Origin of the sequence: Oceanobacillus sp. MO10714A, from assembly GCF_037072045.1 — a bacterium.
GTDB lineage: Bacteria > Bacillota > Bacilli > Bacillales > Amphibacillaceae > Oceanobacillus > Oceanobacillus indicireducens.
Map to the genome: position 1 here is coordinate 22,576 of NZ_JAXHDC010000033.1, position 15,927 is coordinate 38,502.

A 15,927-nucleotide genomic window follows, 5' to 3' on the forward strand; every position below is an offset into this window, starting at 1 on the left:
AATTTTGATGAGTCATTGACATTTTACAAATCGATGACTATAATAAAATTTAACATAATGTAGAATAATCATTCCGTAAAGTGGAATAAAATCTAATGTCATTTTCTATTAAAGATCAAGTGACGATGAAGTGTTTCAATGATTCATAGGATATGAGATTTTAGTAATGAAGGAGGAAACTTAGTGAATAAATTAATTGATAAGTCGGAAATAAACAAATACATAAAGGACGGTGATACTTTACTTGTCGGTGGTTTCGGACTATCAGGAACACCATTCACACTAATTGATGAGTTAGCGATATTAGGGAAAAAAGAATTAACAGTTGTCAGTAATAATCTCGGTGAAAAGGATAAAGGACTTGGAATACTTTTGCACACGGGGAGTTTGAAAAAAGCGATGGGCTCCTACTTTACATCCAATCGTGATGCAGTGAGTGAGTGGTCAAAAGGCAATTTGGAAATAGAATTAATTCCACAAGGAACATTGGCGGAGCGAATCCGTTGCGGTGGAGCTGGGATTGCAGGGTTCTATACGAAGACAGCTGCCGGAACGAAGCTTGCTGAAGGAAAAGAGGAAAAGGTTTTTGATGGGGAAACTTATATATTAGAAAGAGCAATTAAAGGGGACGTTTCCTTAGTTAAAGCTTTGAAAGCGGATACACTCGGAAACTTAATTTATGACCATACCGGAAGAAACTTTAACCCGGTAATGGCAACTGCAGGAAAAATCGTGATTGCTGAAGTTGATGAAATTGTCGAAGTCGGTGAATTGAAACCTGATGAAATAACGACTCCACATGTATATGTTGATTATCTCGTGATGAATGAATATGAAAAGATAGGGGGTAAATACGTTGTCCCAACAAGATCGAATTAAAATAGCTAAACGAATTTCAAAGGAATTACCGGATGGCGCTTCCATTAATCTAGGTGTTGGGATTCCTACACTTATTCCTGATTACCTTGGCGATAAAAAAGTAGATTTACATTCAGAAAATGGACTTCTTGGAATGGGGCCGACACCGGATGAGGAAAATATAAATATGGATTTGATCAGTGCAAGCAAGAAACCGATTACCATGGATAAAGGCGCTTGCTTATTTGACAGCGCAGATTCGTTTGTTATGATTCGTGGCGGTCATATAGATGTAGCTGTTATGGGAGCGCTGCAAATTGATCAATATGGAGAAATTGCAAATTGGGCGATTCCTGGAAAGGATATCTTGGGTGTCGGTGGTGCGATGGATTTAGTTGCTGGTGCGAAGAGAATTATTATTGCTTCCATGCACCAGGCGAAAGACGGTTCACCAAAGTTTGTAGAAAAACTTACTTTCCCAACTAGTGGTAACGGAAGAGCAGATTTACTTGTTACGGAACACGCGGTATTTAAGTTTACTGAAAATGGCGCAGAACTAGTAGAACAGTTGTCAGATTTGAGTTTAGAAGAGTTAAAGGACATAACTGGTGCAAAGTTCACCTATTAAAAAAATTAGATTGCTAAATGAAATGGAGGAGATGAAATTGAGAAAGAAGATTTTCCTATTTATAGTTTCGATACTTTTGTTAGCATTAGTCGCATGCGACAACAATGGGGATGAATTAAATTCAGATAACACGAAGGAAAATGGAAATATTACAACTCCGGATTCGATTGGATTCGGTGCTGCTAGTGTAGGTGGATTCTGGTATACGCTTGCAGGAGCGATGGGCGATCAAATGAAAGAAATATTTCCAGATTCAACGGTTTCTATTGTAGAAGGTGGCTCAATTGCGAATCTAATGGGACTTGGAAATGGTACGTTCGATGTAGCATTTACGAATAGTGAAGCAATTTCTGAGGCGAATAATGGGGAAGGTGAATTTGATGAACCGATTGATAACTTCAGTACAATTGCAACATTGTATCCGAACCCACTTCAAATTGTAGTGCGAGCTGATTCTGATATCTATTCGATTGAGGATTTGAAAGGAAAAAAAGTGAGTCCAGGAATTAAAGGATATAGTGGAGAAATTGCTTTTCAGAAAATATTAGGCTTAGTTGGTATGAGTTACGATGATTTAAAAGGAATTGAATATATCGGGACAGAAGATGCATCTGAGTTAATGCGTGATAACCATCTTGATGCTTGGGTAGGAGTGCTAGATACACCAGCTGCTACTTGGCAAGAGCTAGATACGACAGTAGGTATTCGCCTTATCTCATTAGAACAAGAGACGATTGACGGATTGAATGAGGATAATCCAGGTTATATCCCTCATACGATTGAAGAAGGAACCTATCCGAATCAGGATGAGGATGTTGAGACGGTAGCACCTTACACTGTACTTCTGGTAAATGACGATACGATGTCAGAAGAAGATGTATACAATTTGACAAAGTTAGTAGTGGAAAAAAAGGAAGTCTGGCAAAATCTATCTGCTACATTTAATGACTTTAATGCAGAGTATTCGGTAGAGAACAACGTAGGCGATATGCACCCAGGTGCAGTAAGATACTATGAAGAAATCGGGGCGATGGAATAATCGGTATCTAGGATACGTATCTAAGTAAAGGAAGGTGAAAATAAATGGAAAAGTCGAATCAACAAATACAATTAAATGTGGAAAAACACGAAGATTATGATGATGACGGTAATAAACAAGCAAAGCTTCGAGTACTGGGGGGGAAAGCTGGCCTCATTATTTCGATACTTGCAATTGCAATGTCCTTATTCCACTTATACACTGGATTATTCGGTGTATTTGAATCGATACTACAAAGGTCTGCGCACCTTGGGTTCGCATTGATGCTAGTCTTTGCTATCTATAAGCCAGCATCTAAAGCCGCCGATTCAAAAAGTATTCCGTGGTATGACTGGTTGCTTATTTTAACATCTGATTTAATATATAGTTATTTTGTGTTTAATGCAACAGATATTGCAGCTAGAATGACTTATATTGAACCTCTATCTGGGCTGCAGATCGGACTTGCTATTGTAGGTGGATTGATCTTAATTGAAGCTACAAGAAGAGTAATTGGGAATGTACTTGTCATCATTATTGCTTTATTTTTACTTTATGGTATCTTCGGGGATAAACTACCTGGGCCCATCGCGCATGGTGGATTCGATTTGCAATGGATTACCGATCATTTATTTTTCACAACGACAGGTGTATTCAGTACACCACTTGGAGTATCCGCTACCTTTATCTTTCTGTTTATTTTATTCGGGAAATTTTTGGAAGTATCTGGTGCAGGTCAATTTTTTATCGACTTATCTGTATCAGCGATGGGGAGATATCGTGGGGGGCCAGCTAAGGTTGCTGTTGTAGCAAGTGCTATCATGGGAACGATTTCAGGGAGTGCAGTTGCAAACACAGTTACAACAGGAGCTTTTACCATTCCTATGATGAAAAAGACAGGGTATAAAGGACACTTTGCAGGAGCAGTTGAATCAGTTGCCTCTACAGGTGGACAAATAACACCACCAATCATGGGTGCATCAGCATTTATTATTGCAAGTTATTTGGGAGTTCCATATATTGAGATTGCTATTGCAGCAATTATCCCTGCAGTACTGTTTTATATTAGTGTGTTTATGCAGGTCGATTTACGAGCAAAGCGAATAGGATTACACGGCCTTAACAAGGAAAATCTAGAAAGTACGTGGTCAGTATTTAAGAAAGGTTTCATTTTCTTCCTGCCTCTTATCGTTATTGTTGTAATGTTAGCTGGTGGTAGTTCTCCAATGAGAGCGGGTTTATTTGCTATCGGTGCCACGATACTAGTTGGGATCATTAACCGTATTGCAAAAATGGATTTCAAATCCATTGTAAAGGCATTGGATCTTGGAGCAAGAGCTTCATTAGAGACAGCCATTGCATGTGCTGCCGCTGGTTTAATTGTAGGAGTTATTGGATTTACAGGAATTGGGCTACAGTTCAGTAGTCTTATTATCAGTCTTGCTGGTGGAGTACTATTAATTACATTGGTACTAACAGCGATTACAAGTATTATTTTAGGGATGGGGCTTCCAACAGTAGCTGCATATATTGTACAAGTTCCATTAACAATTCCAGCTTTAATAGAACTAGGAGTTTCGCCACTTGCTGCGCATTTCTTTGTATTCTATTTTGCGTCTATTTCAGCAATTACACCACCCGTTGCACTTGCAGCATTTGCAGCATCTGGAATTGCTGGTTCAGATCCAATGAAGACTAGTCTATCAGCTTTAAAACTTGGTATTGCTGCATTTATAGTACCTTTCATTTTTGTATATGGGGAACAACTTTTATTAGTTGGAAGTCCAGGGGATATCATTCTCGCAACGGTTACTGCAATAATAGGAATTATCGGAGTTGCGGCAGCTGTTGAAGGTTGGGTGTTAAGAAACGCTTTCTGGTATGAACGGATTCTCTTGTTTATAGGTTCAATCATTATGATTATGCCTGGAATTTGGACAGACTTAATAGGAATTGTCATACTGGCAGGTATCTATCTATTGCAACGTTTTTATCGCAAAGATTTATTAACAGGTATATAAAAGTCTGTTAATAGTTGTAAACTTCAGTTTGATTTTGAGTTTTATAGAAGATTATATAAAAGGATGATTACATGAGAAAAGTTACCGTTGTCGGTTCGGGAGTAATGGGAACAGGAATTGCCTATGCATTTTCCATTAGTGGGTATGATGTATGTGTCAATGATATAAATGAACAGGCTTTAAATAAGGCAAAGGAAAATATTTATGCATTAATGGATGGGAGTGTTAAAAAAGGCTATTTAAAAGAAGAAGTCTATCAATCCGCAAAAAATAATTTGAAATTTGAATCTGATTTAAAAATGGCAGCCGACGGAGCAGAACTAGTAATCGAGGCTGTTTTAGAAAGAATGGATGTAAAGGTTGATGTGTTCAAGCAATTGGATGAAATCTGCGGTCCTGACACGGTACTTGCAACAAATACATCCACGATGAGCCCAACGGAAATTGGTGCACAAACATCGAGACCGGATAAAGTAGTTGCGATGCACTTCTTCAATCCAGTGCATAAAATGAAGCTAATTGAAGTTATTCGCGGATTGGAGACATCGGATGAAACGATGAAATATGTACATGATACAGCTGCAAAAATTAATAAAACTACCGTTGAAGTCAACGAATTTCCGGGATTTGTCACTTCTCGCATGAATTGCTTGATCGGCAATGAAGCAATGAATCTATTAATGGAAGGTGTAGCTTCAGCGGAGGATATTGATAATGCGATGAAGCTAGGTCTAAATCATCCAATGGGTCCTCTAGAGCTTGCAGATTTAGTAGGACTCGATACGAGATTAAGAAACATGGAATATTTATATGAAACCTTGGGTGAGAAATACCGTCCATGTCCACTCTTAGTGAAATATGTGAAAGCAGGCCGTTTAGGTAAGAAGTCAGGTCGCGGCTTTTATGAATACAGTTAGGAGGAAAAACATGAGGACTGAATATAAAAGTGTGAAGGTTGAATTGGAAGACGGAATTTTTTGGCTAACGTTGAATCGTCCAGAAGCACGGAATGCATTAGATGCAAACATGCTTCATGAAATAGATGCGGCGATACAGGAAGCTGAAGCACATAAGGATGTAAAAGTGATTGTCATTCAGGGAGCTGGCGAAAAGTCATTTGCAGCAGGAGCCGATATTCGTCAGCTAAATGAAAGAGATCCACTGGAAGCACTTGTACCGGGGATGCAAGGTGTATATAGCAAAATTGAGAGTTGTACGAAAGTCACCATTGCTGCTGTTCGCGGCTTTGCATTGGGTGGCGGCTGTGAGCTTGCGATGGCATGTGATATCCGTCTGGCAACAAAAAATGCTAAATTTGGATTGCCAGAATTGAATTTAGGGATTGTTCCGGCAGCCGGCGGCACACAGCGTTTGTCACGTATGGTTGGAAAAGGTAGAGCATTGGATATGATATTAACCGGAAAGATTATTGATGGTGAAGAAGCGGAACGAATTGGACTTGTATCGTATTTCGTTGAAGAAGAAGCGCTTCAGGAAAAAATTCAGGAAGTAGCTGAACAGACGTTGAAAAAAGGTCCTGTTGCAGTAATGCTTGCAAAACGCGCTGTACATAAAGGTTATGACATTGATACAGATACTGCGCTATGGATGGAAAAATTGTCCCAAGCTGTAGCTTTCGGGACAGAAGATAAGCATGAGGGAACATTGGCTTTCCTCGAAAAAAGACAAGCAGAATTTAGAAATCGATAAGGAGAGGTTAGGATGGACTTTAAATTTTCTGAGGATATTGAGTTTTTAAGACAGAATGTACGTAAATTTGTAAGAGAAGAAGTAGAACCTGTTGCTATGGAAATCGAGGAGAAGAATGAAATCCCAGAAAGAATTGTTGAACAGTCAAAAGAAATGGGGTTATTCAGCTTAGGAATCCCTGAAGAATATGGCGGACTTGGTTTAGATATGGTAGGGAAATGTGCGATTTACGAAGAGCTTGGAAAAACACATAACGGATACACAACATTGATTGGAGCGCATACAGGGATCGGTTCTGTTGGTATTGTGGAACTTGGAAATGAGCAACAAAAAGAAAAATTCCTCCCAAAATTAGCTTCAGGTGAATGGATAGGATCCTTCGCGCTTACAGAGCCTAGTGCTGGTTCAAATGCAGCTAATATGAAAACAACGGCCGAGAAAAAAGGCGATAAATATGTCATTAACGGTTCAAAGCACTATATTACGAATGCAGTAGATGGTCATGTATTTACCGTCATGGCAGTGACCGATCCTTCAAAAGGCGCAAAAGGGATTACATCATTTATCGTTGAAAAAGACACACCAGGGTTTATCGTAGGTGCTGTGGAAGACAAAATGGGACTTCGTGGTTCCCATTCTGCAGAGCTTTTCTTTGAAGATATGGAAGTTCCTGCAGAAAACATACTTGGAGAAGAAGGAAGCGGCTATGTAAACGCGCTAAAAATTTTAGCAAATGGCCGCGCAGGTCTTGCAGCGCGTAATCTTGGATCAAGTAAACGTCTATTGGAGCATTGCTTGGATTACGCACAGGAACGTGAGCAATTCGGTAAACCAATCATTGAAATGCAGGCGATCCAGCATATGCTTGCAGAAATCAGCAAAGAGATCGCTGCATTAGAAGCTCTAACTTATAAAGTTGCTTGGATGACAGATCAAGGTCAGCGTGTTGTTAAAGATGCAGCAATTGCAAAATTATATGGTTCGGAAGTTTACAACAAAGTAGCTGATTTAGCTGTACAAATTCACGGGGGAATTGGTTATATGAGAGATTATCCGATTGAGCGATATTACCGTGATGCACGAATTACGAAAATCTATGAAGGAACATCTGAAATTCAAAAAAATATCATCGCCGGTGAATTAAAACGCGAATTGAAGAAATAGGAGTGTTAGGGAATGAATGAATCGTATATTGTTGGCTCAGTAAGGACAGCTGTCGGTAAAATGGGCGGGACATTAAAGGATGTACCTGTTGATTATTTAGCTGAAAAAGTAATTCGTGAATTGATGGAACGAAACGGTTCAGACATTAGCGTAGATGAAGTCATTCTTGGCCAGGCAAAACAGAGTGCAGATACTTCCAATTTGGCACGTCTTGCTGCATTGCGCGCTGAATTACCGGTTGATGTGAGCGGCTATACCGTTCACCGCCAGTGTGGTTCAGGACTGCAGGCAATTAATAATGCTGACATGCAAATAAAACTTGGATTATCTGACGTCGTTATTGCTGGTGGGGCGGAAAGCATGAGTACGGCACCTTACTATTTAAGGAATGCTCGCTTTGGTTACCGTGCTGGAAATGGCGTCTTGCTTGATCCGAACACAGAGAGCCAGCCATGCTCTCAGCCACAGGAGAAATATGGTAATCTGACAATGGGTCTCACTGCTGAAAATCTGGCGGAGCAGTACAAGATATCCAGAGAAGAGCAGGATGAATTTGCACATCGCAGTCAAACATTGACAGATGAGGCGATTAAAGCGGGACGTTTTGAAAAAGAAATTGTTCCTTATGAAGTAAAAGAACGTAAAAAAACAATTATCTTTGATACAGATGAACATCCATTCCTGACTTCACTGGAAAAACTTGCTACATTACCAGCCGTGTTTAAAAAAGGTGGTTCTGTAACTCCAGGGAATGCAAGTGGGAGAAATGATGGGGCTTCCGTTGTTCTCATGATGAACAAAGAGAAAGTGAATGCGTATGATCTAAAGCCAAAAGCAAGAATTATTGGTCAGGCTACAAGTGGTGTATCACCTGAGATTATGGGTATTGGACCAGTTGAGTCAACCTATAAAGCTTTAAAACAAGCAAATCTTAAAATGGAAGACCTTGGTTTAATTGAATTAAATGAGGCTTTCGCGGCACAATCACTTGCGGTGATCAGAGAAGCGAAAATGGATATCAATAAAGTGAACGTAAATGGCGGGGCAATCGCACTTGGCCACCCAATCGGTGCAACAGGGGCTATTCTGATGACAAAGCTTCTTCATGAAATGGAAAGAAGAGGGGAAAGATACGGTCTTGTAACACTTTGTATTGGTGGAGGGCAAGGGATTTCCACAGTGATTGAATATCTGGGTTAATTCATTCGGATGGTGATTCAAACGAATCACCATCTGATTTATAACAAGGATATATATAAATCAAGGAGGTAACTTTGTGAAATCCATACATATTGTACAAATTCTCTCTATGTATCATACAGACGGGGAAGATGTTTTAAATGAAAATGCAAAGGTAACAAAGTTTGATACCTTTGATGAGAAGGAAATTATATCATTCTTAAATAATAACAAAGTCGATGGCATCATTCTTCGGGCACCAGCCCGGATTACGCCTGCTATTTTAGATGCATGTGAAAATGTGAAGGCGATATCCGGAGCAGGAGTAGGACTGGATAATATCGATGTTGATTATGCAACAAAAAAAGGAATCCGCATCCTTCATGCGCCAAAAATCAACACCAATTCGACGGCTGAACATGCGGTAAGCTTGATTCTTGCCGTAATGAAAAATATTGTAAAGTTCAACGATGAAATGGAAAAAGGAAACTACTCCTATCGGGATGGAAAATATACGAGCGAGCTGAAAGGGAAGACCCTTGGGCTTGTCGGATTTGGCTCTATTTCACAGAGAGTAGCCAAGATTATGAAGCATGGCTTTGAAATGAATGTAACAGCATATGTGAGAAGAATTCCGGAAGAAAGGCAGAAAATAGCAGATGCAATCGGGGTTGAACTTACAAAAGATATGGGAGAAGTATTTAAGAATAGCGATGTAATTAGTTTGCATATCCCATTAAATGAAAATACAGATGGCAGTATCGATAAAACATATTTTGACATGATGAAGTCAGATGCGGTGCTGATCAATACGGCACGTGGTGGTGTGATTAATGAAGGTGATCTGGTAGCTGCAATTAAAAATAAACAAATCCGTGCTGCGGGTGTAGATGTGTTCCGAGTCGAACCGGCTCCGGCAGATCATCCATTTCTTGGTGTGGAAGAGATCATCAAAACACCTCATATTGGTGGCATCAGTCTGGAAGCAGCGAAACAAACAAGTACAACGATAGCCTCCAATCTGATTAAAGCAGTTGAAGGGGAACAATTACCGACAATCGTCAATTGGGATGAGCTGTCTGCAGGAGAGTGAAAAAATGGATACTGAAAAAATATTACAGGATTTTGAAGGAAGTAATTTTTGGCAGTTTATTGGTCTAGAAATGGAAAAGGTGGAAAAGGGAAGTGTGACACTGAAGCTTCCTGTTATTCCTTCATTTTTTAATGTAAAAAATTCCGTACATGGTGGAATTTATGCTTCAATCCTTGATACTTCGATGGGGTTCTCAGCTCGTTCTCTTGGATTTGATGAAGTAACGACACTGGAAATGGATGTTCATTTTTTAAAGGGCGTCAAAGAAGGAACAATTTATGCGACGGGGAATGTGATTCATCAGAATCGTTCCACCGTGCTGGTCGAGGCCGGATTATATGATGAAGAAGGCGATAGACTTGCCCATTCAACAGGAACGTTCCGCGTTGTGAAATTTGCTAAATAAGCCAAGTGAATTTGAATTAAACTCAGAATGACAAAGATCATGCAGGAAGAGCTGGTTGATCAATGTTTCGTTATATTATTTTCAGCAGGTATACTTATTCATTACTTTTACGGAAACAGTGGGCTCGATTTATTGGAAGGTCTTACGCAAAATCTTGCCATCTTGTCTACTATTTTACTTACTCCGCTGATTTTTCTACCGCTTGAAGGGGAAGGAGTAATCAGCACAGAATCAGCTCCTGCGTGCATGTAAATGGAATAAGAGTAGGGATTGGTGGAATGGGAAATATTTTCTGGCTACCTTTATAATAGCAATGGGATATATCTCAATTATAATATAGTTTCAAGCATGTTATTTAGTATCAAAAAAGTAACTGAGGTGGTTAATATTGAGCAAAAGTTTAGTAAGAGCGATTCAAGTACTCGATTGTTTTTTAGAACAGCCGGTCATGACAATTAATGAATTGGCTGAAAGGGCGAATATGCCCAAGACCACAGTATTTCGGCTAGCTGGCGGATTAGAGGAAGCTGGATTACTGATAAAAGACAGAAAAACAAGTCATGATGTAACCTACCGGATGTCTCTGAAGTTCCTTACATATGGTAAACATGTAAGTGAACAGCTGGAATATAATAAAATCGCACTTCGTTATATGAAGGAATTAAATGAAGAAATCGATGAGCTTATCCACGTTACGATCATGGAAGGTAATGAAGCAGTTTATGTAGAAACAGTGAATAGCTCCAAGCCAGTGCGCCTCGTCGTAAAAGTTGGTGCGAGAGCGCCTTTATATGCTGGTTCAGCTCCAAAATTGCTCTTATCAAGTATGACCGATGAAGAATTAGACGTTTATTTAAACGAGGTCGAACTGAAAAAGCGTTCATTAAATACACTGACAGATAAAGAAAAAATAAAAGAAGAAGTAGAAAAAATAAGGAAGCGTGGCTATTCCATCAGTTATTCGGAAAACTTCGAAGCGACAGTTGGGATGTCTTATCCAATTTATAACTACGACGGAAAAATGGTTGCAGCAATCGGGATAAGTATTCCGGATATAGACCATACGAAGGAGAGGGAAGAATTTCTGTTGGATAAACTGGAGAAAACAGCATGGAAAATATGGGAGGAACTTGGTTATACAGACTAATAGTTTAAGCAGGCTCTTGAAACTGTAACCCATTGTATTCTTATGGAGAGGAGTCTGGTCTGAAAATTGAAAGTATCTGCATCTCGTCTGAAAGAATTTTACGCAGATGTTCCAGAAAAAAATCTGATACGTGCAAAAGAAGCAGAAGTGATTGCTGATAGTCTTGTTGATGCTGATTTAATCGGGATCAAGTCACATGGTATAACAAAAATAAAGTTAGTCATGACGGAAGAATAGACCGGGAACACGTTGGGAATAACGAACTGAAACTGAGGTGTTCTCATCAGGATACCGATAGCTCCAAACAGATATCCGAAAATATATGTAGCTTTGGAGTTATGCGCGTATTCCTGATGGAGCAGGCATTCGTCTGGCACCTGTTTAACTATCTTTATTTTTGCAAGCGCTTCCAATTCGATGTGTGCAAAATGACCAATAATTTATTTCGTTTTATTTTTTCTGTTATGGTGTTATTTCAATTTGTATCTTTGAAGAACAAAAATTAACGAAGTATTTAAGCGTTTTTTTTAGGCAAACTGACTATAGAAATGTTATCTGAAATGGGTTATAAATTAAAATAGTTCAACAATTCCAATGAAACGTTATCTAACTGATTAAGTATATAGGGAGGTTATATTTTGTTGTATTTAAATGAACAAGCTATTCGAGATGCGGTTACGATGAAGGATGCAGTAAATGCAATAGACACAGCCTACAAGCTTTATGAAAAAAATGAATTTCAGATGCCGGAAAGACTGCAGGTGAAGGAAAATGACAATACATTGTTGTTAATGCCAAGTATTATCGAAGGTGCAATCGGGACCAAGCTTGTCACAATATTTCCAAATAATATAGAGCATCCAACACTGCACGGGCTGGTTATTTTAATTGACAGTAAAACAGGTCAGATTAAATGTCTAATCGATGGTTCTTTCCTGACAGGATTGCGGACAGGCGCAATAGGAGGATCAGCAGTTAGAAATTTGACAGATGAAGGTGTTTCTAAACTAGCTGTTATCGGAACAGGAGTACAAGGTTTGTATCAAACAATTGCAGCCTGTATTGAAAGAGAATTTAAAGATATATATTTATACAATAGAAGTCCTGAAAAGATTCCAGCATTTCAAGAGGAGTTACGAAGCTGGCTTGGGGAGGACATTCGGTTGCACGCAGCAGATTCCCGGGAAGCAGCTGTACGAAATGCAGAAGTAATTATTACGGCGACCACTTCGGATAATCCAGTTTTACCTGATGATAAAGAACTTCTAAAAGATAAAGTCGTCATAGGCGTTGGTTCATTTCAGCCGACCATGCGTGAATTTCCAGAGTCTCTCTATGAATTAGCGGATAAAATATATTTGGATACAGATCATGCCATAGAGGAATCTGGTGATATTATTCATCCGTTGGAACAAGGCTGGATTAACGAAGAGAAACTAGAAAATATGGCATCCTTTATAGCGGGTTCAAAGAAAGTTAATAAGGAAGCAGGAAGGAGTGTTGTCTTTAAATCAACAGGTATGGCGTTATTTGATGTGGTTGTCGGAAAGTTGGTGTATCAAAAGGCGCTGGAAAAAGGGGTTGGTATGAAACTGGATTGACAGATAAGATTCAGTTCCATTTAACATTTGGATACTAAAAAAATGCAAGGGGGAAAGTGAAATGAATTCAAAGCTGAAAGACCCTGGAATTATTTTATTGTATGTACTAGTAGCAGTGGTCGCAATCGTACTGATATGGTGGCCAACGGACATTTATCTATTGGGTATTTCTTTAGCTGGTTGGTTAATGTTTTCCACTTATCTCATCTGGTTTTTATTAGCTATCATTTATGTGTTATGGATAGAAAGGGTACAAAAAGAAAATGAAAATGAATAGATAGGGGGGACGACAATGCAATTAACTGAAACAATTATATTGGTGATCTATTTAATCTTAATGACGTTAATGGGTATTTATTTTACAAAACGTGCTCATACATCTGAAAGTGATTATTGGACAGCAGGTAGACAAATAAATACATTTGTCGGTGCATTTGCATTATTTGCCGCACTTGCAAGCTCTAGTTCATTAATGGGAGCGGTTGGATCAGGAGTCTCACTGGGCGTTCCGTTCCTTTTTGCCTATGGTTTTGGTGCGGTAGCTATTCTTCCATTTACAATGTTTCTCGTTTCTGGGCAAATAAGAAGGTCTGGTGTTGCTACATTACCGGAGTTTTTTAAACAAAGATATGGGAATAAGGTACAACTATTAGCTGTAGCGATTGTAGTTATCGGGATGACATTTTACATGGTGCCGCAATTAACCGCTTCCGGATTAATTGGTTCATATATACTTGGTGTTGAATATACAACCGCAGTTATTGTACTTGGTATCGGCTTCACGCTTTACGCTGCCCTTGGAGGTATGTGGGCAATCACTTATACCGACCTCGTCCAGGGAGCACTTATTCTTGTAGGTATGTTCATTCTGTCAATTATTATTTTAATACAGCATAATGGTTTTGGCTCGCTTTTACAGGATGCTCTGGCGGTTACACCCCATTTTGGAGATATAACACAACCATGGATGTCCTATTTTGGTTTGTTTTTAGCTTTCCTTTGGTTTGGTATTGTTTCCCCATCCGCGGTTATGCGCAACTTCGCTTCACGCGATGCTCGAGTAGCCCGTCGCTCGGCAATGTGGGCTTGTTTGCTCTATTTGACCATATTTATCTTTGGATTCATTGTTGCTTCTGCAGGAGCTACTCTAGGGATTGCTGAGAGCCTGACGAATCAGGATATGATTTTTATTTCAGTGATTGAGCACTATATGACACCAATACTGGCCGGAATCATGTTTGCGGGATTGATTGCAGCTATTATGTCGTCTGCTGATGCAATGCTACTAGCAATTTCCGCTGGTGTCGCCCGCGATATTTATAAAGAATATATTAAGAAAGATGCCTCGGAAAAACAGGTTACAAGGTTAGGTTTCGTTGTTATGTTCATTGCGAGTTTAATAGGAATTCTTATTGCTATCAATCCTCCTCAGCTGATAGCAATTATGGTTGGCTGGGTTGGTGGAGGTCTTCTTTCCACATTTGGTTTTCCGCTTGTTCTTGGTATCTGGTGGAAACGGGCAAATACAGCTGGTGCACTTGCAGGAATGATTGGTGGAGGATTGACTTTTGTTATTCTCGTTATTACGGAGCCGTTTGGAGTAGTGGCCGAGCCGATCATTGCAGCACCTGTTTCGTTAATTTTATTAATAGTTGTAAGTTTAATGACACCACCGCCACCAGAAGAAACGCAAAAACAGGTAGATCGTTATCATGGCGAAAGAATAGTATCTTAAATTGTTTTGCTTTTGAAAGCTAAATTGGGATAAAGCCTGTCTTCGTGAAAAGTATGGGGCAGGCTTTATTTCTAAAAGTTTCCATCTTTCGTTTCATTACAGCTTGTTGCAGGAAAAGAAAGGAGAAATAATGATGCAAGCAACTGAAATATCTACAAAAAAAATTCAGCGTATCGGCAGTGAAACAATTTCCGATAAGATTCTTTATAAAGCAATCTATAAAAGTATTGGTGTGAAGAGAAGATTTAACAAGACATGGAGCCCCGATTATATTCGTAATCACCTTGTGAAAAAGGAACTAATCTATCACCCGTTCTGGATCGTAAAAAACTTAGTGGTTGCAGCACGCCCGCCATTTCCTCCTAAAAAAACTCCAAATATTATTTTTATTGATGCCGTGTCAGGATACCGTGGTTTGTTTACAAAAATTCCTCCAATAAAGGACGAAGAAGTGGAGATGGATGCACTAGTAACAGTGCAGTTACCAGAGGAAGAATTAGATAAATATATAAAAAACGTGCAGCAGAAGCAAATCAATCGTTCCTATGTTTTAAAAAAACCGCACCATGAAGTGAAGGAGGTTTCCCTTGTTTATTTGCCGATATGGAAGGCGAAAATAAAGGGTGATCAAATAAATGAAACCTTCTATATTAATGGGAATTCTGGTGAATCGGAGAAATATATGAGCGAACGGTGGAAGAACAGGAAGGATTTGCTTGAATAATTACTGTGTGAAAAGGTCTATATGGATATTGAATACAAGAAATTGTGACTTTGTTTTTAATATCGATTGTCATTTACTCTGGAACTAACAGGATAAAATCAAGCAAGGAGGAATGATAATGAAAGTATTTGCTCTATATGGCAGTTCTCGAAAAAATGGTAACTCTGATTTGCTTGCTGATAAGGTGCTCTATAATATTAAGCATACCAAGCGTTATCTCACTGATTATAATATTACACCAATTGACGATAAGAGACATGAGCCGGAAGGGTTTTTAGAACGGGTGAATGATGACTATAATGAGTTGGTTTCTGAAATGCTTGATCATGATGTTGTCATCTATGTTACACCTCTGTATTGGTATGGGATGTCTGGTCTGATGAAGAACTTTATTGACAGATCTACAGAAAGCATGCGTATTCCGGAACGCAACTTTTTGGAGAGAATGAAGGAGATGAAACATTATGTAGTCATTGCGGGTGGCGATTCGCCTTATGAAAAAGGAAAGCCATTAGTACAGCAATTTGCATATATTTTTGATTTTATGGGTACCAGGCTGGAAGGTTGGATTATTGGTGATGGAAATAAGCCTGGAGAAGTATTGGAAGATAAAGTTGCCATGGAAAATGCAAGTAAAATGAAT

Annotated in this window: 18 protein-coding genes; all 18 read left to right on the forward strand. The window is 39.1% G+C overall.

The annotated features are described in order from the left end of the window. Positions 1-183 precede the first annotated feature (183 nt). Positions 184-879, forward strand: a complete 696-nt coding sequence (locus tag SPD53_RS14360; protein WP_156855086.1) for a CoA transferase subunit A — start codon at positions 184-186, stop codon at positions 877-879. Next, a complete protein-coding gene (locus tag SPD53_RS14365; protein ID WP_156855084.1) occupies positions 857-1,486 on the forward strand; it encodes a 3-oxoacid CoA-transferase subunit B in 630 nt (209 codons plus the stop codon). The genes SPD53_RS14360 and SPD53_RS14365 overlap by 23 nt, the downstream gene beginning before the upstream one ends. A 37-nt stretch (positions 1,487-1,523) precedes the next feature. Further along, complete coding sequence (locus SPD53_RS14370) at positions 1,524-2,525, forward strand: TAXI family TRAP transporter solute-binding subunit (protein WP_442946210.1); 1,002 nt, start codon at positions 1,524-1,526, stop codon at positions 2,523-2,525. 44 nt (positions 2,526-2,569) lie between these two features. Further along, positions 2,570-4,525, forward strand: coding sequence for a TRAP transporter permease (locus SPD53_RS14375; protein ID WP_336252988.1), 1,956 nt, complete (start codon positions 2,570-2,572; stop codon positions 4,523-4,525). Positions 4,526-4,596: 71 nt separating this feature from the next. Beyond that, on the forward strand, positions 4,597-5,442 hold the full coding sequence (locus tag SPD53_RS14380; protein WP_188856189.1) for a 3-hydroxyacyl-CoA dehydrogenase: 846 nt from the start codon (positions 4,597-4,599) through the stop codon (positions 5,440-5,442). Between the two features lie 10 nt (positions 5,443-5,452). After that, the gene (locus SPD53_RS14385; protein ID WP_188856188.1) at positions 5,453-6,235 is read left to right on the forward strand and encodes an enoyl-CoA hydratase/isomerase family protein; all 783 of its coding nucleotides are present in this window, start codon (positions 5,453-5,455) and stop codon (positions 6,233-6,235) included. 12 nt (positions 6,236-6,247) lie between these two features. Further along, complete coding sequence (locus SPD53_RS14390; protein ID WP_156855074.1) at positions 6,248-7,399, forward strand: acyl-CoA dehydrogenase family protein; 1,152 nt, start codon at positions 6,248-6,250, stop codon at positions 7,397-7,399. 12 nt (positions 7,400-7,411) lie between these two features. After that, positions 7,412-8,599 (forward strand): thiolase family protein, encoded by a 1,188-nt coding sequence (locus tag SPD53_RS14395; protein WP_156855072.1) that lies wholly within the window; start codon positions 7,412-7,414, stop codon positions 8,597-8,599. Positions 8,600-8,675: 76 nt separating this feature from the next. Then, positions 8,676-9,671: an NAD(P)-dependent oxidoreductase gene (locus SPD53_RS14400; protein ID WP_232334310.1), complete on the forward strand. Its 996-nt coding sequence runs from the start codon at positions 8,676-8,678 to the stop codon at positions 9,669-9,671. Positions 9,672-9,675: 4 nt separating this feature from the next. Further along, complete coding sequence (locus tag SPD53_RS14405; RefSeq protein ID WP_156855070.1) at positions 9,676-10,077, forward strand: PaaI family thioesterase; 402 nt, start codon at positions 9,676-9,678, stop codon at positions 10,075-10,077. Between the two features lie 27 nt (positions 10,078-10,104). After that, positions 10,105-10,329, forward strand: coding sequence for a hypothetical protein (locus tag SPD53_RS14410; RefSeq protein WP_156855068.1), 225 nt, complete (start codon positions 10,105-10,107; stop codon positions 10,327-10,329). 136 nt (positions 10,330-10,465) lie between these two features. Then, positions 10,466-11,224 carry an IclR family transcriptional regulator gene (locus tag SPD53_RS14415; protein WP_156855066.1) on the forward strand — a complete coding sequence of 253 codons (759 nt, stop codon included), beginning with the start codon at positions 10,466-10,468 and terminating at the stop codon, positions 11,222-11,224. A gap of 66 nt (positions 11,225-11,290) precedes the next feature. After that, on the forward strand, positions 11,291-11,461 hold the full coding sequence (locus SPD53_RS14420) for a hypothetical protein (protein WP_156855064.1): 171 nt from the start codon (positions 11,291-11,293) through the stop codon (positions 11,459-11,461). Positions 11,462-11,862: 401 nt separating this feature from the next. Further along, the gene (locus SPD53_RS14425; protein WP_156855062.1) at positions 11,863-12,825 is read left to right on the forward strand and encodes an ornithine cyclodeaminase family protein; all 963 of its coding nucleotides are present in this window, start codon (positions 11,863-11,865) and stop codon (positions 12,823-12,825) included. Positions 12,826-12,886: 61 nt separating this feature from the next. Next, complete coding sequence (locus tag SPD53_RS14430; RefSeq protein ID WP_156855060.1) at positions 12,887-13,102, forward strand: hypothetical protein; 216 nt, start codon at positions 12,887-12,889, stop codon at positions 13,100-13,102. A gap of 15 nt (positions 13,103-13,117) precedes the next feature. After that, on the forward strand, positions 13,118-14,560 hold the full coding sequence (locus SPD53_RS14435; protein WP_156855058.1) for a sodium:solute symporter family protein: 1,443 nt from the start codon (positions 13,118-13,120) through the stop codon (positions 14,558-14,560). A 133-nt stretch (positions 14,561-14,693) separates the two neighbouring features. Continuing rightward, the gene (locus SPD53_RS14440) at positions 14,694-15,284 is read left to right on the forward strand and encodes a hypothetical protein (RefSeq protein WP_156855245.1); all 591 of its coding nucleotides are present in this window, start codon (positions 14,694-14,696) and stop codon (positions 15,282-15,284) included. A gap of 118 nt (positions 15,285-15,402) precedes the next feature. Continuing rightward, on the forward strand, positions 15,403-15,927 hold a 525-nt coding region (locus SPD53_RS14445; RefSeq protein ID WP_336252989.1), incomplete at its 3' end, for a flavodoxin family protein.